Here is a 20394-nt window from a genome sequence, read left to right on the forward strand (position 1 = left end):
ATTAGTTAGTACGTGAAAACGTTTTATGCTAGAAAAGTGCCTGTCCAATAATTTATATTTGGCAAGTCATTCGAAATTGGGAGAGCAAAATGAAAATACTAAAAACTGCGATCATTTGCGTAATAGTAGCAATCAACATTAGTATCAATGATGCCAGTGCATGGGGGCAAACCGGGCATAGAGTGACTGGAGAAATAGCTGAAAAATATCTAACTGTAGAAGCCAAAGCTGCCATCCAAAACATTCTGGAAAATCAGGGCTTAGCAGAGATTAGTACTTATGCTGATGAAATGCGCTCCAATCCAGAATACTTTTGGCAAGAAGTAGCAGGTCCGTTTCATTATGTAACAGTTCCTTTGGGCAAAACCTATTCTGACGTTGGTGCGCCTGAAGAAGGAGATTCGGTGACAGCTATCAAACGCTTCTCAAAAATTCTTAAAGATTCAGAATCAAGTAAAGCTGATAAGCAACTCGCGTTGAAAATGCTTGTGCACATAATTGGTGACCTTCATCAACCATTGCATGCTGGAAATGGCACTGACCGAGGAGGTAACGACCGTAAACTCAAATTCTTTTGGGAGGAATCAAATTTGCATCGAGTTTGGGATTCTGGACTTATCGATAGAAGACAATTGTCTTACACTGAGTGGACTGTCTTTTTAGCAGCAAAAATTACACCTGAAAAATTGAAAGCATGGCAAACAACGGATCCACTTGTTTATATAGCGGAAAGCGCAAAAATTAGAGATAAAATCTACCCAGAAAGTGATGATCTCTCATGGCAATATTTGTATAAACATGCCCCAACAGTAAAACAAAGACTTAGCCAAGCTGGGGTTCGAATCGCTGCTCATTTAAACGATATTTTTAGTGACTAACTACGTTTCTTGCGTCCTATAAAGGTCACCTAATAGACCTACTTCAGTCTAATTCTAAGGGCTCAGGTGATAAGACAACACCTGAGCTGTCAGCGTAAAGATGGTCTTCTGGAAGAAAAGTTACACCCGCGAAGTTAACTGCAATATCTAGATCACCAATTTCTCTTGACTCAGCGGAAACTGGAATTGCTCCCAGAGCATATATGGGAAAATCAAATTCTTCCAATAAATCAACGTCCCTAACCGCACCATAACAAACCACCCCTTCCCAACCATTATCTATCGCTAGTTGTATATTTTCTGCATCAATTATCGCTCTTCTTAAAGAACCGCCGCCATCAATCAGAAGCACTTTTCCAACACCATCAGAGGCTAAAAGCTTATCAATTAATCCTCTATCTTCGAAACATTTTACCGTTGAAATTTCACCGCAGCAGGCAAAACCACCGCCAAAATTGGTAAAAATAGGATCAACAACGTCTACAGTGTCCGCGTACATATCACAAATTTCAGAAGTATTAATATCCATGCTTTAGCCTTTGAAGTGTCTGTCCAAAAAAGAGACTAGCATAATTCTAGATATAGTTGCAGTAAGGAGTTTAATTTGGACAGACACTATATTCTATTTTGTCGAGCGAAAGTCAATTGTCACAATCAATTCGCTAAATTGTCATTGAAAGTTCATAAAGCCCATTTAACTTATGGCTATACAGATTAAATAGAATTTCAGAGTGAATAAATTAACTTCTGCACTGGTTGATATAGATAATAGGCTTTTTAAATGGGCAGTTGAATTGCCTGTGAATCAACAAAATGCTTTTTTACCGAAATTCTTTTTTCTAGTTTCAAAATCGGCAGACGGATATTTATACCTGATAATTGCGATGGTTGCCTATTACTTTGAAAAAGAATATGGCGTTTTATTTTTTTATACTGCCCTTTTAGCATATTCAATAGAAATACCGATATACCTTGCGTTAAAACAAATATTTAAACGGCCTAGACCCTGTGATGTTAAACATAAACTAGATACGTTTGTCGACCCAGCGGACAAGTTTAGTTTGCCATCTGGACATACAGCGGCAGCATTTTTAATGGCGACGATTTTCACTTATTTCTACCCTAGTACATTCTTTTTGGTATACGGCTGGGCTGCCTTAGTAGGAATTTCTAGAGTTGTCTTAAGAGTGCACTATCCTAGCGACGTTAGTATAGGAGCAATTCTTGGTGTATCTATTGCTATTTGTAGCATTGAAATATTAGGATAAAACTTGAAGATTTTATATGGAGTTCAAGGCACAGGAAACGGTCATATTACAAGGGCCCGGCACCTAGTTAACGCATTAGCTAGCGACCCTTCCTTGCAAGTTGACTATTTTTTCAGTGGTAGAAAATTAAAAGACTACTTCGATATGGAATGTTTTGGAAATTACTTAGGTAAACCAGGACTCACATTTCATACTACAAATGGAACCATCAATTATAAGAAAACTCTTTTAAACAACAATTTAATTGATTTTATGAAAGATGTTAACGCCGTCGATGTTGGCAATTATGATCTCGTACTAAACGATTTTGAGCCAATTACTGCTTGGGCGTCAAAACTCCAAGGTGTACCTTCAATATCTATAAGTCATCAAGCTGCACTGTTGCATCCCATACCAAATAAAAAGCCAAATTTACTTAATGATTTTATTACCCGTTTCTTTGCTCCAACTAGTCAAACAATAGGCACACATTGGTATCATTTTGGTTACGATGTTATTCCACCTTTTGTTGCAAAAGAACTAGTAGAGGCTGCCGCTGGAGGTAGAAAAAAATCGTTAGTTGACAGTATTCTGGTATACCTCCCTTTTGAAGAATTACAAGTAATTTCAGAGCACCTTGTAGTGCTTAGTGAGTATCAATTTATATGTTTTCATCCTTTAGTTGAAAACGCGTATGTTGAAGAAAATATTGCCTGGTATCCGCCTTCAACAACGCAGTTTAAACGTCACTTAATTTCGTGTGATGGTGTCATTTGTAACGCAGGCTTCGAGCTGTCTACAGAATGTTTAACCCTTGGTAAACCACTTTTGATCAAACCATTGCGCAGACAATATGAGCAAATGATAAATGCAAACACACTCAAAATGTTAGGTTTGGCCAAGGTAATCCATAGCATAGACAGCGACGCCATCCAAGATTGGCTTCTAACACGCAAATCAGAAATCATCGGCTACTCAAGTGATACTCGCCCCCTAGTAAATTGGTTAAAAAGTGGAAATTGGAACGATACAAAAGAACTTTGTGATGAATTATGGGAGCAAGTCATTTTTCCTAATGACATAAAATCTCAGCTTAATTCACGATGCATTAATAGAAGAACTGCTGCTCCCTTACAGTATTAGCGAGTAGAAAAAATAGTAAGAATCTATTATTCATATCCGTAACTCGCAAATAAAACTTATTTTCTTTTTTATGCCTGTCCAAACTATACACAAATAAAACCTACTTTCTTTTTTTATGCCTGTCCAAACTACACACAAATAAAACCTACTTTCTTTTTTGACGCCTGTCCAAACTACACACAAATAAAACCTACTTTCTTTTTTGACGCCTGTCCAAACAATGCACAAATAAAACTTACTTTCTTTTTTGATGCCTGTCCAAACAATGCAGTGACAAACAATTAATCATGCCAAATACAGCATAGTAAACGCATTATTTTGGTTGCATTTTTTGGCTTCACGGTGCATGGTAAGGGCAATATTCCACTGTACTCAATATTAACATGCGTAAACTTAAAACTATGACGCTTGCGGTTTTTATATTGCTGGCATTATTTGGTTGTGGTCAAAGAGGCCCTCTATATTTACCTGAAGAGCCACCCGCAAATACTCAACCAGAAAAACAAGAATCTTTTACAACAACAGTTAGTACCAAGAGGAACCATTTATAATGGATTACTTTACTCTTAAGGGAAGCCAACTTTTTGCGGAAGACATCTCGGTAAAAGAAATTGCGGAGACCTATGACACACCAGTATACGTCTATTCACGAGCTACTTTAGAACGTCATTGGCATGCGTTTAACAACGCAGTAAGTGCTCACAAACACTTAGTTTGCTATGCAGTTAAAGCAAATTCAAATCTTGGAGTGTTGTCAGTATTAGCTAAGTTAGGCTCAGGTTTTGATATTGTATCAGGAGGCGAACTAGCTCGTGTTATCGAGGCTGGTGGTAAACCCGCCAAGGTCGTATTTTCTGGCGTCGCTAAAACCTCTTCGGAAATTGAATACGCTTTAACGCAAGGGATCAAATGCTTCAATGTAGAGTCAATCCCAGAACTCGACCGTATTAATCGCGTCGCAAGCAAGTTAGATTTAATGGCGCCTATCTCATTGAGAATTAACCCAGATGTAGACGCTAAAACCCACCCGTACATTTCGACCGGCCTAAAAGCAAATAAGTTTGGAATCGCAAAAGATGAGGCGATAAAAGCGTATGAATATGCAAAAAGTCTAGAACACTTAAACATTGTGGGAATGGATTGTCATATCGGTTCGCAACTAACCGATTTAGCGCCTTTTGTGGATGCTCTAGAACGTTTGCTTATGTTAATCGACGAACTTGCTACTAGAGATATTATTATCCAACACCTTGATGTTGGTGGCGGCCTTGGCGTCACATATAATGATGAACAAGCTCCTCACCCCAATGAATATGCTGCTGCAATGGCTGAAAAAATGGAAGGTAGAGACAACTTAACGTTGATATTAGAGCCTGGCAGAGCCATTGCTGCAAACGCTGGAATATTGGTCACGAAAGTTGAATTCATTAAAAAAGGTGAGGAAAAAAACTTTGCTATAGTAGATGCCGCTATGAACGACATGCTAAGGCCTGCTTTATATAACGCATGGCAAAAGATAGAAGAAGTAACGATGCAAGACCTGCCAAAAGCGAAATATGATGTTGTTGGCCCAGTTTGTGAAACAGGTGATTTTTTAGGTAAAGATAGAGAATTAGCTATTGAAGCAAACGATTTACTCGCGGTGAGAAGTGCAGGTGCTTACGGTTTTGTAATGGCTAGTAATTACAATAGTAGATGCCGACCTGCCGAAGTTATGGTTGATGGTTCAAAGCATTTTATTGTAAGAGAAAGAGAAAAGCTTGAGCAATTATGGGCTGGTGAAAATAAGGTCGCAGACTAAACTATGGCTACCGAGAAAAAATTTAATAATTCAACTAAAAAAAGCCTGGTGAATTTTTCAAAAATGCACGGCCTTGGTAATGACTTTGTCATGATCGATAATGTGACACAAAACATTTTTTTCTCAAAAGAAAAAATAATAATGCTAGCTGATAGGAACTTCGGTATCGGCTTTGATCAATTGCTTTTAGTTGAACCTCCATACGACCCAGAACAAGATTTTCATTACCGTATTTTCAATTCTGATGGTTCAGAAGTTTCTCAGTGTGGCAATGGCGCAAGATGTTTCGCTCGTTTTGTAAAGCATAAGGGGCTTATTAATCGGAATAAAGTGAGTGTTAGTACTAAATCCGGTCGCATAATTCTATATTTAGAAAAAGACGGCTTAGTAACCGTCAATATGGGTAAACCTATTTTTGATCCTGAACAAGTCCCTTTTGTTGCTAACAAAAAAGAAAATACTTATATAATTAGAGCAAAAGAACAAACTTTCTTTTGTGGTGTTGTATCTATGGGGAACCCACATTGTGTTGTTGAAGTTGACGATATTAGTAAGATTGATATAGATATTGTCGGCCCTTTGCTTGGCAACCACGATCGCTTTCCAGAAGGAGTGAATGTGGGTTTCATGCAAGTTGTCAACAAACAAGAAATAAAGTTACGTGTTTTCGAGAGGGGCACAGGCGAAACCCTAGCGTGCGGAAGCGGTGCATGTGCAGCTGTTGCTATAGGTCAAGTTCAAGGTAAACTAGGGCAAGATGTAAAAGTAAGTCTCCCTGGAGGCGATTTGAAAATACGTTGGCAAGGGAAAGATGCTGTCTTAAAGATGACAGGCCCGGCGGAACACATATACGAAGGACAAATATATATATGAAGGATGCGAATATATGAGTGACAATAAGGCTAACAACGTTACGTTGCATGATGTTGACAATCAACCGAATGCAGTAAATATAGAGTCTGTGAGTCAGTTTTTGCGTGAAAATCCAATGTTCCTAGTTGAAAACCCTGAAGTATTGATGGATATTCAGGTCACACTTAGCGAAAATGGTGTGGTATCTCTAACACAAATTCAAACTGAGCAGTATCGGGAAAAAATCAAACAACTCAAGTCGAACCTCGATAATTTAGTCAATACAGCGAGACAAAATGAGCATATATATACGACTTATGCTCAGCTTAACATCAAATTATCGCAGGTGAATTCGCTAGTCAAATTAAGGGCTGTGCTAGAAGAATATTTGCTCGATGCGCTTAATTTAGAGGCCGTCAAATTGGTCCTGCTGAACACAAAAAACCCAGATACTGTAGAACTTTCGGAAATTCAACAGCATGCCATTTTTGATAAAAAATTGGCAAAATCACCGTTTTATTTAGGGCGACTCGGTAAATTAGAAAAACAAGCCTTATTTGCTGATCATGACGCTAACTCCGTTGCCTTAATTCAGATATGCGATAGTCCAACTATTGGTTTATTAGCTGTCAGTAGCGTCGACGCTATGCATTTTAATCCCAAGATGGACACAATGTTGTTAGACTTTCTTCGGCAAGCATTGGAAATACACATTCCTAAAATTTTGAGTACCGATGGAAGTTAAGGAAAATCCCTTAGCACAGTGGATAAATGCATTCTTGGACGAATGTAAGATTGAGCGTCAATTATCCCCACATACTATTAAAAGTTATAGACGACAGTTAGATGCCATAGGACGTGATTTAAACATCAAAGACTGGAAAAATCTAAACACAGACGACGCTAAAGTCGTATTACACAGGGCAAGTGAGGCTAAACTTTCAGCTCGTTCAATTAATTTGAGATTGACTGTTTTTAGGAATTTTTGTCGCTTTTTGGTAAAAAAGGAAGTATTGACAAACAACCCTGTCGATAATATCCATGCTGTTAAAGAAAACAAACCCCTCCCAAAATACCTCAACGTTGATGAGGTAACGCAATTATTAAATTTCGAAGGTGACGACTTTTTGAGCATCAGAGACAGATGCATGTTCGAACTTTTATATGGCTGTGGATTACGTCTATCTGAACTCACACAACTGAATATTACTGATATCCTAGATAATGGACAGGTTAAAGTTACGGGTAAAGGCAACAAACAACGGATATTACCTCTAGGTAAACAAGCTCAAATTGCACTTGAAAATTACCTAACTAAACGGACCGATATAATAGCTTTTGAGGACGAACCCGCATTAATTATTTCAAAAAGAAAAACTCGCCTTTCCAACAAACAAGTTGCAAATAGATTGAGTCAGTGGGCGCAATCGCAAACTCTTTTCCAACATATAAGCCCACATACATTAAGGCATTCTTTTGCAACTCATATTCTAGAATCGAGTAATGATCTACGTGGCGTGCAAGAATTATTAGGACATGCTAACTTATCCACTACACAAGTGTATACTCACCTTAACTTTCAGCATCTCAGTCAAGTATATGATCAAGCTCATCCGAGGGCTAAACGAAAGTGATTGTTTACAAACGCCCTCATTCTTTTAATGGTATTAGCTTTGATCTAGATGATACATTTTACGATAACATGCCATATATATATGCGGCTGAAAAAGCACTTAATGAGTACATAAATAAACACTATCCAACTGTAGCAAAAGTCCAAAAGCACGAATGGCAGGCAATACGCCAACAAACCTTGTCAAAGTGGCCCTACCTTAAAAATGAAATTGGTGAATTTCGGTTGAAAGTGCTTGAGAAAGGTTTTAGGCATGCTGGTGTACATGAATCAGAAATTTTAAGCAGTGTAGCAGATTGTTTTGCATTTTTTTACCGTAAACGAAGCGATTTCAAAGTGCCAAAAAGTGTTAGTGCTGTATTAGATTTACTCTCTAAACACTTTAAATTGGCCGCTATTACAAATGGTAATGTAGATTGTGAAGCAATTGGTATATCTCGACACTTTAAAACTATTATCCATGCATCTAAAGAATACCCAATGAAACCTGAACCTGCTATATTTTTGAAGGCAGCCCAAGATCTTGAATTAAAGCCCAAAGAAATCCTACACGTAGGTGACGACTTGCATAAAGATATATTTGGAGCAACTAATGCTGGATATCAAACAGCTTGGTTGGCAGTCAACAGGAAAATGCTTTTGCATCGTGAACGAGTCTGCATACTTCCAAGCTTGCAGTTGAATAAACTTTCAGAACTAAATGTTTTTTGCAATTAGCCACTATCTAGTTTATTTATGAGTCACAAAATCGTCACCCAAACGTTAACTAACGAAATTCAGGTAAAAAAGAGTCGATTCATCGCCACCATCGATTCAGTTTCCAATATTGGACAGGCATCAAAATTCATCGTTAAACAAAAAGAAGTATATCGAGATGCTGGTCATCATTGTTTCGCTTATATTATTGGTCCACCAAATATTCCCAAAACTTCCGCTTGTTCAGATGACGGAGAGCCGAAAGGTACCGCAGGTAAGCCAATATTAAATGTCTTGAATAATGGGGTTATTGGCGACTGCATAATACTGGTTAGTCGTTATTTTGGCGGGATTAAGCTTGGCACGGGAGGTCTAGTTAGTGCATATACTGCGGCTGCAAATAAAGTGTACCGCGCAGTTCGCACCAAGCCCTTCATACAAACACTTAAATGTAGAATAAAGTGTAACTTCAGCCAAGAGCAATTTATACGTCATTTGCTTAAGCAATATAACGGCGATATCAATGAATGTATCTACACAAATGAACTTTATATGGATATTTCAATTCCTCTAGATGCAAAGTATGCGTTGCAAGAAGATTCATTGAAACATAAATTTTTTATTATCAATTAAATCTCTTTCATGAAAGAAAACCTTTTGTTTTCCGGTTTTATTACCATACTAATTTAAAGTGTCTGTCCAAAAAGTAACTAAAAAGGAAAATATAATGAGTGACAATGATTACAGCCCTCCGAAGGTTTGGACATGGGATAAAGCAAGCGGAGGTAAATTTGCTAATATTAATCGCCCTATTTCCGGAAGCACACACGAAGAGGTTCTGCCAAAGGGTAAGCATGGCTTACAACTTCATTCCTTAGCTACACCCAATGGTGTTAAAGTCACCATAATGCTCGAGGAATTGCTCGCCGCTGGAGTGAAAGAGGCTGAATATGATGCCTTTATTGTAAATATTCAAGAAGGGAAGCAGTTTGGTTCAGAGTTTGTTGCCATCAACCCTAATTCTAAGATTCCTGCTTTGCTTGATTACACTACCAAAACACCTACACGAATATTCGAATCGGGTGCTATTTTGGTATATTTAGCTGAGAAATTTGGTCATTTTTTGCCTACGGAAGCTAGTCATCGAGCGGAAACAATGTCCTGGCTAATGTGGCAAATGGGCAGCGCACCCTTCCTGGGTGGAGGTTTCGGACATTTTTATGCTTATGCACCAGAGAAATTTGAATACCCGATTAACCGCTACGCAATGGAAGTCAAAAGACAACTAGATGTTCTCGACAAACAATTGGAAAACAATGAATACATTACAGGCAGTGAATATACCATTGCTGATATGGCAATTTGGCCTTGGTATGGTGTGTTAGTACAAGGTTTTCTTTATGAAGCGAAAGACTTCTTGGATGTAAAAAGTTATAAGCATATTATGCGATGGGCAAATCAATTGAGTGAGCGCCCCGGAGTTAAGCGTGGAAGAATCGTCAATCGCGTTTGGGGAGAAGAAAATGAAAAACTTAAAGACAGAAATTCAGCAGATGATATCGACAAAGTACTTGCGAAGTAATATGAATAAATTCTGGAAAAAAGCGGTTTAATCCGCTTTTTTATCTTCTAAGACATTTTGCTGCATTGATTCGCAAGGCATAGAACAATCTGGTTCTCCAACAATTTTTGCGGGCACCCCAACAACGGTTACACAGGCGGGTACATTATCTAAAACAACACTGCCAGCGCCAACTTTAGACCCCCTTCCTACTTCAATATTACCGAGGATTTTTGCTCCTGAACCTATCATCACGCCTTGACGTATCTTGGGGTGTCGGTCGCCCGTTTCATTGCCAGTGCCGCCAAGCGTAACACTTTGTAAAATCGACACATTATCTTCTATTATAGTGGTTTCACCAATTACTATACCCGTAGCATGGTCAAACATAACACCTTGTCCAATTCGTGCGGCTGGATGAATATCTATCGAAAATACTTCAGAATTACGACTTTGGATAAACAAAGCTAACTGTGTGCGACCTTTATTCCATAAATAATGCGCAAGCCGATGAACCTGTAATGCCTGAAAACCCTTAAAATGTGTTAAAACCGTCAAATACGAACTGACCGCAGGATCCCTGTTAATAACTGCTTGTATATCTTGCATTGCGGCGTCGAGAATACTTGGATTCATCATATAGGCTTCATCAAACATTTCTCGAATAGTAATAGCTGGCATTACATCATCACTAATTTTTGTTGAAAGGATAAAACTAAGAGAAGTTTCAAAATTATGATGGCCTAAAACACAAGCATGTAAATAACTGGCCAACAAAGGTTCGTCCGAAGCAACCTGAGCTGCTTCATTTTTTAAAACACGCCAAAATTGTTGTCCACACAAATTAGTCATTACTTAAACCACACTTTACCAAACGATGCAAAGGCCGAAAGTATGGCTGATTGAGATCGCTTTGACAACTACCTTGCCTGTCTACTAACAAGAAATAATTAACTTGAGTGTCTGTCCAATAAATGAAAAAAATAACGTAGAGTGTCTGTCCAATTAAAAATAAAGGATGCTGTATGAATAAACAGCTTTTTGTATTAAAGCCTGCTATTATTAGGATGTTTCAAGCGCAATTTATTCTAAAAAAACCGCGGTATCTAAAAGGTAAATAAATGGATGTATCTCTTCTTCTCGACGAGTTAAATGATAAACAACGTGAGGCCGTTGCCGCGCCAAATCAAAATATGCTCATATTAGCAGGTGCTGGTAGCGGAAAAACACGGGTATTAGTGCACAGAGTAGCTTGGTTAATTCAAGTTGAAAACCTATCGCCATTTGGTGTACTCGCTGTTACTTTCACAAATAAGGCCGCTAAAGAAATGCGTTCACGTGTTGAACGCCTTATGTCAAATACTCTACACAATATGTGGATTGGGACATTCCATGGCCTAGCCCATCGTCTACTGCGTCTGCATTATGAAGAAGCCAAATTACCACAAAACTTTACTATTATAGATTCGGATGATCAGTATCGTTTAATAAAACGTCTAATTAAAGCACTCAATTTAGATGAGAAACATTGGCCACCTAAGCAAATCCAATGGTATATCAACTCAAATAAAGATGAGGGTTTGCGCGCCGCAAAAGTAGAAACATTTAATGACCCAAACCAAACTAAGATGCGAGAAATATATCAAGCATATGAAGATACGTGTCAACGCTCAGGACTAGTCGATTTTGCAGAATTACTGCTTAGATGTTTCGAGACCTTGCGAGATAATGAAGCATTAAGACAACATTACCAAAAGCGCTTCAGGGCTATTTTGGTTGACGAATTTCAAGATACCAATAACATACAGTATGCATGGTTAAAACTACTCAGCACAAAAGATAATAACATGATGATTGTCGGCGACGACGACCAGTCTATTTATGGTTGGCGCGGCGCAAATGTAAAGAATATTTCTCACTTTCTAAGCGACTTCCCCAATGCACAAACTGTTCGCCTTGAGCAAAATTATCGTTCCACTTCAAACATATTAAAGGCTGCTAATGCGGTTATAGACAATAATAGCGGCCGCCTAGGTAAAGAATTATGGACAGAAGGTGAAGATGGCGAAAAAATCGCACTCTATGCTGGTTTTAACGAAATTGACGAAGCTCGATTTATTGTATCGCGCATCCAATCTTTTTATGAAAAAGGGGCCGCACTTAGCGAGTGTGCGATTTTATATCGCAATAATGCGCAATCGCGCGTATTAGAAGAAGCGCTATTGCATCAAAAGTTGGCTTACAGAATCTATGGCGGTTTACGTTTTTTCGAACGTCAAGAAATTAAAGATGCACTGAGTTATTTGCGTTTGATCAGCAACCCTATTGACGACGCTGCTTTTGAAAGAGTCGTCAATACACCATCGCGAGGTTTGGGAGACAAAACCCTAACAACAATTCGTGAATACGCCAGACAAAATAACCTTTCGATGTGGCAAGCAGGTCAAAACATGATCAATGAGAAGCGTATGAAAGGTCGAGCGCTGAATGCCCTCGCGAGCTTTTATGACCTTATCATTGCTATGACCAATGATACTAAAGATATGCTTCTACATGAACAAGCTGATGCAGTTATCAAGACCTCTGGACTTTATGCAATGTATCAAGCAGAAAAAGGTGATAAGGCCCAATCTCGCATTGAGAACTTGCAAGAACTTGTTACCGCAGTAAAGCAATTTGAAATACCTGAAGATGCGGAAGAAATGCCTCCTTTAGCAGCATTTTTAGCCCACGCTAGTCTTGAAGCTGGAGAAGCACAAGCGGATGTCGACCAAGACGCGGTGCAGCTCATGACCATTCACACTGCAAAAGGACTAGAGTTTCCCTTAGTCGTTTTAGCTGGCGTAGAAGAAGGTATGTTTCCAAGTAACATGAGTAACGAAGAACCTGATAAACTCGAAGAAGAACGCCGTCTAGCATATGTAGGCATGACACGTGCAATGCAAGAGTTAGTCATTACTTATGCCGAAACTCGGCGCCTTTATGGGCAAGATAAATACCATACTATATCTCGATTTGTACGCGAGATACCTAGCGACTTTATTGAAGAGATTCGCTTACGTTCACAAGTTAGCCAGCCAATACATAATCGCTTTAGTGCACAAGCATCTCACGAAGCGTTAATGGATAGTGGCTTTAATCTTGGTGAGCGCGTTGTTCATACAAAGTTTGGTGAAGGTACTGTGCTTAACTTTGAAGGTCAAGGCGAGCATGGACGGGTGCAAGTGCATTTTGACGATATAGGCAGCAAATGGTTGATGCTAGCATATGCAAAATTACAAAAATGTAGCACTTAACAGGTAAATTTTTTATCGTAAACTATAATATTGTGTGTTGAATTTTTTACTTACTTATTCTCATTTAAGACTTATCACAGGATACCTAAATGATACTTATTCGCCGTTGGTTAATCACCGTTATTTGTTTAGTAGCGATAATCGCAGGCTTGGGCTTTATTAAGTTTACGCAGGTGAAAGCGGCTATCGCTTTTGGGGAATCGTTTCCTGAACAAAGCGAAACCGTATATATGGTTGAAGCAACTTGGTCTCAGTGGCAACCTTATATCGATTTAGTAGGAGAGTTAAATGCCCTTCAAACGGTAGAAATACGAAATGAATTAGAAGGAATTATCACCAAAGTAGGTTTCAAGTCAGGTAGTAAAGTGAATGAAAATCAAATACTTATTCAATTGAACATTGAAAAAGAAATGGCCCAGCTTGAAGCCATTGAAGCTGAAATTGCCCTCGCAAAACTAGACGTGAAACGTTTCACCGATCTTTTAGATGTAAACGCTTCATCACGTGAACAATTGGATAGAGCAAAAGCCCAATTAGCAATCAATCAAGCGAGAGCAAAAGCACTTCGAGCCACTATCGCTAAAAAAACGCTTATCGCGCCATTTGAAGGGAGGGCTAATATCCATGATTGGCAAGTGGGCTCTTATATCTCTGGCAATACCCTTATTACCCGACTAACTGGTGAGACTGACCAACTATGGGTGGATTTTAACATACCTCAAAACTACGCCAACATAGACTCCACACTGCCTATTCAGGTGTATCCAGAAACGTTTTCAAATACTCCTATAAGTGCCAGTATTAGTGCAATAAACCAACAATTTAATACGAATTCTAGAACAATCCAGGTTCGCGCCATATTAAAGAATATAAACGGCCAATTAAGGCCAGGATCTGCAGTTTCTATTAAGATGCCAACAGGAGAGCCCTTAAGGGTGATTGAATTACCTAATGAAGCGATTCGATACGATGCCTTTGGTAGCTATGTTAACGTATTGGCTGAAGACGACAAGGGAGACTATCGTGCTGAACGCAAGCCAGTAGTGATTGCAAGTAAGGATAGCGCATATAGTTATGTCAGTTCTGGTTTAGAAAGTGGCGAAAAAGTAGCTACCATTGGGTCAGCTAAACTCTCCCAGAACATGCTCACCATAATAGCCAACAAGTGATATCAATAGAATGAGTGAATCTACCAACTCGATGAATGATGCAGAAGCCAATGCAGAAATACTGAACAAACCTACTAAAATGGACATTTTCAGTAAACGCCCAGTGATTGCTATAGTACTTTCACTTGCATTAATTTTGATTGGCATTCGTGCCGCTATGAACATCTCAATTCTGCAGTTTCCACAAATTAGTAGCGCATCAATTGTTGTTACCACACCCTATATTGGTGCTTCTGCTGAAGTCGTACAAGGCTTTATTACTGAGCCAATTGAGCGCGCGGCATCATCTGTACCAGGTATTGATTATATTGATTCGAATACAACACCGGGTTTGAGTACCGTTACCCTTTGGTTAAGAATTAATGAAGATAGCACAGCTGCTTTGGCTGAATTGTCGACTCGAATTGACCAAATACGTTTTGAATTGCCTGAAGCAGCTGAAGATCCGGCAATCCAAGTTGTTCGTGCAGATCGCCCTTTTGCTATCTTCTATCTTACCGTGAACTATGACGAAGAACTTGCCGACATGTCTCGTTTAGAGGTAACTGATTATCTGAGTCGGAATGTGTCACCTACATTAGCATCAATTCCAGGCGTACAAAGAATTGGTATCGAAGGTGGTCGAACGCCAGCAATGCGAATATGGTTAAACTCGCAAAAAATGGCAGCCCTCGACATATCCTCAAATGACATTTCGGTAGCGCTGCGCGCCAATAACCTTATTGCAACAATTGGCAACAGTGAGAATGATAAACAACGCATATCCTTAGTGACTAATACGAGCCTTAGCAGTGTCGTAGAATTTGAAAATTTAGTGATTCGAGACAACAACGACGTGCAAATCCGTATTCGTGATATTGCTGAAGTCGAATTAGCAGAAGAAGAAGGTGTAACCACCGCAAGGCTAGATGAAGACGTAGTCGTTTATATTTCCGTTTGGCCTTTACCTGGTGCAAACGAAATTGAAATTGGTGACCGCTTATATGTCATGATTGATGATATTAACAAGAATTTACCTAAGGGTTTAAGCATAACGGACGGTTTTGACGGTACCCTTTACATGCGCGATTCTTTGCGCGAAATTTTCATCACATTGGGCGAAACTGTTCTGCTAGTTGGTTTAGTAGTTCTTGCAATGATGGGGTCTTTTCGTACTGCTTTAGTTCCACTAGTAACGATTCCAATCTCAATATTAGGCGCGATAGCAGCCATGTATGCGGTTGGATTTTCGCTCAACTTACTAACCGTGTTAGCTATTGTATTGTCAGTAGGCTTAGTCGTAGATGACGCTATAGTCGTGGTGGAGAATGTCTCTCGGTATATGCGTGCAGGAATGGGTAAAATGCAAGCAGCATTGGCTAGCTCCCGACAATTATTTGCCCCAATAGTGAGCATGACAGTGACCCTTGCGGCGGTATATGCCCCCATCGGCTTGCTTACTGGCTTAACTGGTGCGTTATTCAAAGAATTCGCTTTTACTTTAGCAATAGCAGTTCTTATTTCCGGTATTGTTGCTGTGACATTATCACCTATTATGAGTGCATATGCTTCACCTGAGGGCGGTAAAGAAGGCAAAATAACTAAAAAAGTTAATGCCTTTTTTGAAAGATTGCAAAACTTCTACGGTAAAGTCGTTATTAAAACAATTGCACTCAAAGCCCAAATTTTGTTTTCCGCAATTGTGTTAGCAATATTAACAATTCCTTTCTATTTGGGGTCTCTAAAAGAGCTCGCACCGACAGAAGACCAAAGCTCTATCACCGTCATTATCGAATCATCCCCAGAAGCTTCTATCGATTATACACTGAAGCACATGAATGATGTTGTTAGCACTATGAAGCAATTGGAAGGTGCTAAATTTATGTGGCAAATTATGAACCCCTCGGCTGGCTTTGGCGGCGTCGATTTTACACCTGTTAGTGAACGAGAAGCGAGCATCCAAGATATTTATGGACAGGCATTCTTTATGTTGTCTTCTGTACCTGGAGTAAAAGCATTTCCGGTTCTTGATTCTGCATTACCTACTGCCGGTAACTTTTCTGTGGAGATGGTAGTACTTAGCACCGACCCATATGAAAAAATGAAACTATATGCTGATCAGTTAGTTACCGCTGCAAATGAAAGTGGCAAATTCATATTCGCTAATACCGACCTAAAAATAGATTTGCCTCAAGTGCGCTTCAAATTGGACAGGCAAGTTATCGCGGATCTTGGGCTTGATCTAGCCTCTGTAAATAGTCAATTATCAACACTACTGTCAGGTAATTTTGTTAACCGCTTTAATCAAGACGGAAGAGCTTACCGTGTTATTCCCATGCTAGCCGAATCTGAACGGTCTAGCCCCGACGATATTTTGAAACTACAGATTAGATTACCAAGCGGTGAACTTGTTCCATTTAGCGCTATGGCAGAAATACAAACCGAAACCGCACCCCGCGTGTTGGCTAAGTTTTCACAAAAAAATGCCTTCAGAATATTCGCTGAAGTAATACCCGGAATGACCACAAAAGAATCAGGTTTAGCTGCCCTTGAATCAGCTGCGGCAGAAATACTGCCAGACAATTATACGGTAGATTATAGTGGGGAATCTCGTCAAATAAGACTTGAAGGGAACACATTGGAGGGAGTGTTATTAATCGCCTTGGCTTTCGTTTACCTTGTACTAGCAATTCAATTTAATAGTTTCAGAGATCCGCTAGTTGTGCTTTTAGGTTCGGTTCCTTTGGCGCTCTCTGGTGCCATGATGTTTTCATTTTTAGACTTCACAACTATCAATATATATTCACAAGTAGGATTTATAACCTTGGTCGGATTAATCGCTAAAAATGGAATCCTTATTGTTGAATTTGCTAATCATATGCAGCGACAAGGGCTTAACAAACTAGACGCCATAACGAAAGCCGCACAAACAAGGCTAAGGCCTGTATTAATGACTACAGCGGCAACAGTATTAGGTCATTTCCCCCTAGTATTAGTAACAGGTGCTGGTGCAGAGGCACGCAATAGTATAGGCATTATTCTTGTAGCTGGTATGATCGTTGGAACCTTATTTACCTTACTGGTGCTGCCTAGCGTTTACATGGCATTAGCTTCCGATCATAGCGATGATAATCGGAGAGAGGAATTAGCTAATGCCTCTTTGTTCGTGAACAATACTTCTAAGGCTTAACTCAAAAGTGCTTGTTACGGCTTCGTTCATAATTGTAAGCTTTGATAGAATCATAAGTAAATATAATTAAGCCTAACCAAACACAAGCAAAAGTTAATAATCGTACAGTGGTTAACGGTTCTTGGTAAAGTAATGTTGCTAGCATAAACATCAAACTAGGCCCGATATACTGGAAAAACCCTAAAGTAGAATACCGTATCCTTCTTGCCGCCGCAGTAAAACAAAGAAGCGGTGCCGTTGTAACAATGCCAGCACTTATCAACAAAACATTGATGTTTATTGTATTTTGAAAAATATCACCACTATGCGGCATGAACCAGATCCAATAGATAAGAGCAAAAGGTAACATCATAAGCGTTTCGATAAATAAGCCTGGCAAAGAGTCAACATCAACTTGCTTGCGTAATAATCCATATACACTAAAACTGCATGCCAAAACAAGGGCTACCCATGGCAATCGACCATAACTTACGAGCATAATAAGCACACCACTCATAGCCACTAGCACTGCTAATTTTTGTAGAGGCCTGAGAATTTCCCCCAAAAATAACCTTGCCAAAAACACGTTAAACAATGGATTAATATAATAACCAAGACTAGCTTCTAAAAGCTTGTCATTATTGACAGCCCAAATAAAAAGTAGCCAGTTAACAGCTAATAGAATAGATGCAAAAAAGAGTGTTTTAATCACTTTAATTGAACGAAACGCAATGACTATTTTGTCAATTTGACGAAGGCCCAAAGATAGACCAAGTAAAACGACTGAAGACCATAGTACCCTATGCATGAGAATATCACCGGCAGGTAAAGTACTTAATGCTTTGAAATAAATAGGTGCAATTCCCCACATGATATATGCACAAAGAGCATACATAATACCTGCTTTAGTTTGGTCAGTGGATGACGCCATGAAATCTATTCTTCTTAAAACTTGGGGCGGGCATTGTCTAGCTTTGCTTGAAAGCTTGCAAGGAATAAAATTCAAACTGATCTTAAGAGCACTATATACATTTGCAAAAAGTCAGTACAATACTGTTTAATTAATAATTAAAAAATAAGCCTTTTTTGTGACCGTAGCGACTAGTTTAAGCGAACAATTTTCCGATTCATCAACAGGAGAAAACCTCCCCGCCAACAATAATGAATCAATTTCAGAAAGTTGTGCTCGAGTTTTAAAGCAAACATTTGGCTATACGAGTTTTAGAGAAGGTCAATTGGAAGCTATTGAAGCTTTATTCAATGGTAACGATTGTTTAGTTTTAATGCCTACAGGTGGTGGTAAATCCCTTTGTTTTCAGGTCCCAGCTATAGTATTCAACGGCCTTACCTTAGTCGTTTCACCATTAATATCTTTGATGCAAGACCAAGTTCAGCAATTGAGACTACAAGGTGTTAAAGCTGCCTATCTTAATTCAAGCTTGGCCGCTGAAGATGCTGCACAAGTTAATCAAGACTTACAAAATAATGATCTTGATATTTTATACGTTGCGCCTGAACGCCTTTTGCAGAGTTACTTTTTAAACAGCATTAAACATTTAAATATTGCTCTAATTGCTATAGACGAAGCGCATTGTGTTAGTCAGTGGGGACATGATTTTAGAAAAGAATATCGACGCTTGGGAGAGTTAAAACAAAGCTTCCCAACAACACCTTTTATTGCGCTTACTGCCACTGCTGATGACGCAACCCAAGCAGACATAGCCCACCAATTAAACTTAAAAACGCCATTTGTATTTAGAGGTGGTTTTGATCGTCCCAATATTCGTTACAACCAACTCGCTAAATACAAGGGTAGCGACCAGGTTGTCGAGTTTATCAAGCAACAAAGAGGCAACAGCGGTATTGTGTATTGTAATAGCCGCGCGAAAGTTGATGAGCTCTCCCAAAAGTTATCTAAATCAGGTATTAGTAACGGTGCATATCATGCAGGAAAAGACACTACCGAGCGAGCTCGTGTACAAAACCTCTTTTTAAATGACGATATGCAAGTAGTAGTCGCGACGGTCGCATTTGGCATGGGTATCAATAAATCAAACGTACGGTTTGTAGTGCATCATGACGTGCCAAGAAGCGTAGAAGCTTTTTATCAAGAAACAGGGCGAGCTGGCCGTGATGGTATGCCTGCTGAAGCCCTCCTATTATATGATGAAAGAGACGCCGCAAAAATCAAAAAATGGATTGCTGATGGATCAACCCCAGACCGCTTCGAAATTGAGATGCATAAATTCGAGGCGATGCAATCATTTTCAGAAGCACAAACATGTCGGCGTCAAATATTGCTCAATTATTTTGGAGATTCTCGGCTAGAGCCATGCGGTAACTGCGATATTTGCCAATTCCCACCCAAAATGTTTGATGGCACTATAGTTGCTCAAAAGGTACTTTCTTGCATTTATCGCTTGAGAGGGGAAACATCTGCTCAGCATGTAATTGATGTGTTAAGGGGCAAAAACGTCCGTAAAATTTTCGACTTAAAGCACAATGAGCTTAGCACCTATGGCATAGGAAAAGATGAATCCGATCAATATTGGCATAACGTTATCCAACAACTCATCCATAAAGGCCTAATTAGAATCGATATGACTCTTTCGGGTATTTTACGGTTGAACGAATCCGCCCGTTCAGCCTTGAGAGGAGAATGTAAAGTTAGTCTTGCAGTACCCAAATTCAAAGTAAGTTCAGCCAAAAAGAATAAATATGAGCCTAGTAATATCGACACGAAACTTTTTGCTAAGCTTAAATATTTAAGGAAACAGCTCGCTGATGAGAGTGGGATGCCTGCATTCACTATTTTTAGTGATGCCACACTTGCGGAAATGACAGCTAAACTGCCGAGCAATAAAACTGACTTCTTAGACATTACAGGTGTTGGTGAGGTGAAGCTAGAAAAATACGGTCAAGCATTTATAGGCTTGATAGAGGATTACTTAGCCGCACAATAATCTTGTC

At 39.3% G+C, this 20394-nt stretch carries 18 protein-coding genes; 15 read left to right on the forward strand and 3 right to left on the reverse strand.

All coding sequences use genetic code 11. From position 1 onward, the window contains the following. The first annotated feature begins 89 nt into the window (after positions 1-89). On the forward strand, positions 90-878 hold the full coding sequence (locus tag RM552_RS12505) for a S1/P1 nuclease (protein WP_311369188.1): 789 nt from the start codon (positions 90-92) through the stop codon (positions 876-878). Positions 879-921: 43 nt separating this feature from the next. Here the strand turns inward: RM552_RS12505 and rraA are convergent, their stop codons facing one another. Then, positions 922-1407, reverse strand: a complete 486-nt coding sequence (gene rraA / locus RM552_RS12510) for a ribonuclease E activity regulator RraA (protein WP_311369189.1) — start codon at positions 1405-1407, stop codon at positions 922-924. A 202-nt stretch (positions 1408-1609) separates the two neighbouring features. On the opposite strand from rraA, the gene RM552_RS12515 reads away from it, so the two are divergent. The 10 genes from RM552_RS12515 to yghU all read left to right on the forward strand — a co-directional run bounded on the left by RM552_RS12515 (position 1610) and on the right by yghU (position 9832). Next, a complete protein-coding gene (locus RM552_RS12515) occupies positions 1610-2146 on the forward strand; it encodes a phosphatase PAP2 family protein (RefSeq protein WP_311369190.1) in 537 nt (178 codons plus the stop codon). A 3-nt stretch (positions 2147-2149) separates the two neighbouring features. Then, a complete protein-coding gene (locus tag RM552_RS12520; RefSeq protein WP_311369191.1) occupies positions 2150-3268 on the forward strand; it encodes an MJ1255/VC2487 family glycosyltransferase in 1119 nt (372 codons plus the stop codon). 383 nt (positions 3269-3651) lie between these two features. Continuing rightward, positions 3652-3819 carry an LPS translocon maturation chaperone LptM gene (gene lptM / locus RM552_RS17770; RefSeq protein WP_432277217.1) on the forward strand — a complete coding sequence of 56 codons (168 nt, stop codon included), beginning with the start codon at positions 3652-3654 and terminating at the stop codon, positions 3817-3819. Beyond that, positions 3819-5069, forward strand: a complete 1251-nt coding sequence (gene lysA, locus RM552_RS12525) for a diaminopimelate decarboxylase (RefSeq protein WP_311369192.1) — start codon at positions 3819-3821, stop codon at positions 5067-5069. Before lptM ends, lysA begins: the two co-directional genes overlap by 1 nt. Before the next feature lie 3 nt (positions 5070-5072). Further along, complete coding sequence (gene dapF / locus RM552_RS12530) at positions 5073-5942, forward strand: diaminopimelate epimerase (protein WP_311369193.1); 870 nt, start codon at positions 5073-5075, stop codon at positions 5940-5942. Between the two features lie 13 nt (positions 5943-5955). Beyond that, a complete protein-coding gene (locus tag RM552_RS12535; RefSeq protein ID WP_311369194.1) occupies positions 5956-6666 on the forward strand; it encodes a DUF484 family protein in 711 nt (236 codons plus the stop codon). Next, positions 6656-7555 carry a tyrosine recombinase XerC gene (locus RM552_RS12540; protein WP_311369195.1) on the forward strand — a complete coding sequence of 300 codons (900 nt, stop codon included), beginning with the start codon at positions 6656-6658 and terminating at the stop codon, positions 7553-7555. Before RM552_RS12535 ends, RM552_RS12540 begins: the two co-directional genes overlap by 11 nt. Beyond that, complete coding sequence (locus RM552_RS12545; RefSeq protein WP_311369196.1) at positions 7552-8271, forward strand: HAD-IA family hydrolase; 720 nt, start codon at positions 7552-7554, stop codon at positions 8269-8271. The genes RM552_RS12540 and RM552_RS12545 overlap by 4 nt, the downstream gene beginning before the upstream one ends. 18 nt (positions 8272-8289) lie before the next feature. Beyond that, on the forward strand, positions 8290-8883 hold the full coding sequence (locus tag RM552_RS12550) for an IMPACT family protein (RefSeq protein ID WP_311369197.1): 594 nt from the start codon (positions 8290-8292) through the stop codon (positions 8881-8883). 94 nt (positions 8884-8977) lie between these two features. Then, complete coding sequence (gene yghU, locus RM552_RS12555) at positions 8978-9832, forward strand: glutathione-dependent disulfide-bond oxidoreductase (RefSeq protein WP_311369198.1); 855 nt, start codon at positions 8978-8980, stop codon at positions 9830-9832. Positions 9833-9859: 27 nt separating this feature from the next. Here yghU and cysE read toward each other — a convergent pair whose 3' ends face one another. Beyond that, on the reverse strand, positions 9860-10663 hold the full coding sequence (cysE, locus tag RM552_RS12560; protein WP_311369199.1) for a serine O-acetyltransferase: 804 nt from the start codon (positions 10661-10663) through the stop codon (positions 9860-9862). 269 nt (positions 10664-10932) lie between these two features. On the opposite strand from cysE, the gene uvrD reads away from it, so the two are divergent. The 3 genes from uvrD (at position 10933) to RM552_RS12575 (ending at position 17445) form a co-directional block, all read left to right on the forward strand. Next, positions 10933-13107, forward strand: a complete 2175-nt coding sequence (gene uvrD, locus RM552_RS12565) for a DNA helicase II (protein ID WP_311369200.1) — start codon at positions 10933-10935, stop codon at positions 13105-13107. Between the two features lie 89 nt (positions 13108-13196). Further along, a complete protein-coding gene (locus RM552_RS12570; RefSeq protein WP_311369201.1) occupies positions 13197-14276 on the forward strand; it encodes an efflux RND transporter periplasmic adaptor subunit in 1080 nt (359 codons plus the stop codon). 10 nt (positions 14277-14286) lie between these two features. Further along, entirely contained in the window at positions 14287-17445 is a 3159-nt protein-coding gene (locus RM552_RS12575; RefSeq protein ID WP_311369202.1) for an efflux RND transporter permease subunit, read from the forward strand. A 1-nt stretch (position 17446) separates the two neighbouring features. On the opposite strand, the gene rarD is transcribed toward RM552_RS12575, so the two are convergent. Further along, complete coding sequence (gene rarD / locus RM552_RS12580) at positions 17447-18355, reverse strand: EamA family transporter RarD (protein ID WP_311369203.1); 909 nt, start codon at positions 18353-18355, stop codon at positions 17447-17449. A 238-nt stretch (positions 18356-18593) separates the two neighbouring features. Between rarD and recQ the strand changes: the two genes are divergently transcribed. Next, positions 18594-20387 (forward strand): DNA helicase RecQ, encoded by a 1794-nt coding sequence (recQ, locus tag RM552_RS12585; protein ID WP_311369284.1) that lies wholly within the window; start codon positions 18594-18596, stop codon positions 20385-20387. The last annotated feature ends 7 nt before the right edge of the window (positions 20388-20394 follow it).

Origin of the sequence: Glaciecola petra, from assembly GCF_031846345.1 — a bacterium.
In the GTDB taxonomy this organism is placed as follows: Bacteria; Pseudomonadota; Gammaproteobacteria; order Enterobacterales; family Alteromonadaceae; genus Glaciecola; species Glaciecola petra.

What these genes read in the sequence shown, in the direction of transcription:
- RM552_RS12575 (WP_311369202.1), top strand. Translation starts at nt 14,287, where the DNA reads ATGAGTGAATCTACCAACTCGATGAATGATGCAGAAGCCAATGCAGAA.
- RM552_RS12570 (WP_311369201.1), top strand. Translation starts at nt 13,197, where the DNA reads ATGATACTTATTCGCCGTTGGTTAATCACCGTTATTTGTTTAGTAGCG.
- cysE (WP_311369199.1), bottom strand. Translation starts at nt 10,663, where the DNA reads ATGACTAATTTGTGTGGACAACAATTTTGGCGTGTTTTAAAAAATGAA.
- rarD (WP_311369203.1), bottom strand. Translation starts at nt 18,355, where the DNA reads ATGGCGTCATCCACTGACCAAACTAAAGCAGGTATTATGTATGCTCTT.
- lysA (WP_311369192.1), top strand. Translation starts at nt 3,819, where the DNA reads ATGGATTACTTTACTCTTAAGGGAAGCCAACTTTTTGCGGAAGACATC.
- RM552_RS12540 (WP_311369195.1), top strand. Translation starts at nt 6,656, where the DNA reads ATGGAAGTTAAGGAAAATCCCTTAGCACAGTGGATAAATGCATTCTTG.
- dapF (WP_311369193.1), top strand. Translation starts at nt 5,073, where the DNA reads ATGGCTACCGAGAAAAAATTTAATAATTCAACTAAAAAAAGCCTGGTG.
- rraA (WP_311369189.1), bottom strand. Translation starts at nt 1,407, where the DNA reads ATGGATATTAATACTTCTGAAATTTGTGATATGTACGCGGACACTGTA.
- RM552_RS12505 (WP_311369188.1), top strand. Translation starts at nt 90, where the DNA reads ATGAAAATACTAAAAACTGCGATCATTTGCGTAATAGTAGCAATCAAC.
- RM552_RS12535 (WP_311369194.1), top strand. Translation starts at nt 5,956, where the DNA reads ATGAGTGACAATAAGGCTAACAACGTTACGTTGCATGATGTTGACAAT.
- uvrD (WP_311369200.1), top strand. Translation starts at nt 10,933, where the DNA reads ATGGATGTATCTCTTCTTCTCGACGAGTTAAATGATAAACAACGTGAG.
- lptM (WP_432277217.1), top strand. Translation starts at nt 3,652, where the DNA reads ATGCGTAAACTTAAAACTATGACGCTTGCGGTTTTTATATTGCTGGCA.
- RM552_RS12550 (WP_311369197.1), top strand. Translation starts at nt 8,290, where the DNA reads ATGAGTCACAAAATCGTCACCCAAACGTTAACTAACGAAATTCAGGTA.
- yghU (WP_311369198.1), top strand. Translation starts at nt 8,978, where the DNA reads ATGAGTGACAATGATTACAGCCCTCCGAAGGTTTGGACATGGGATAAA.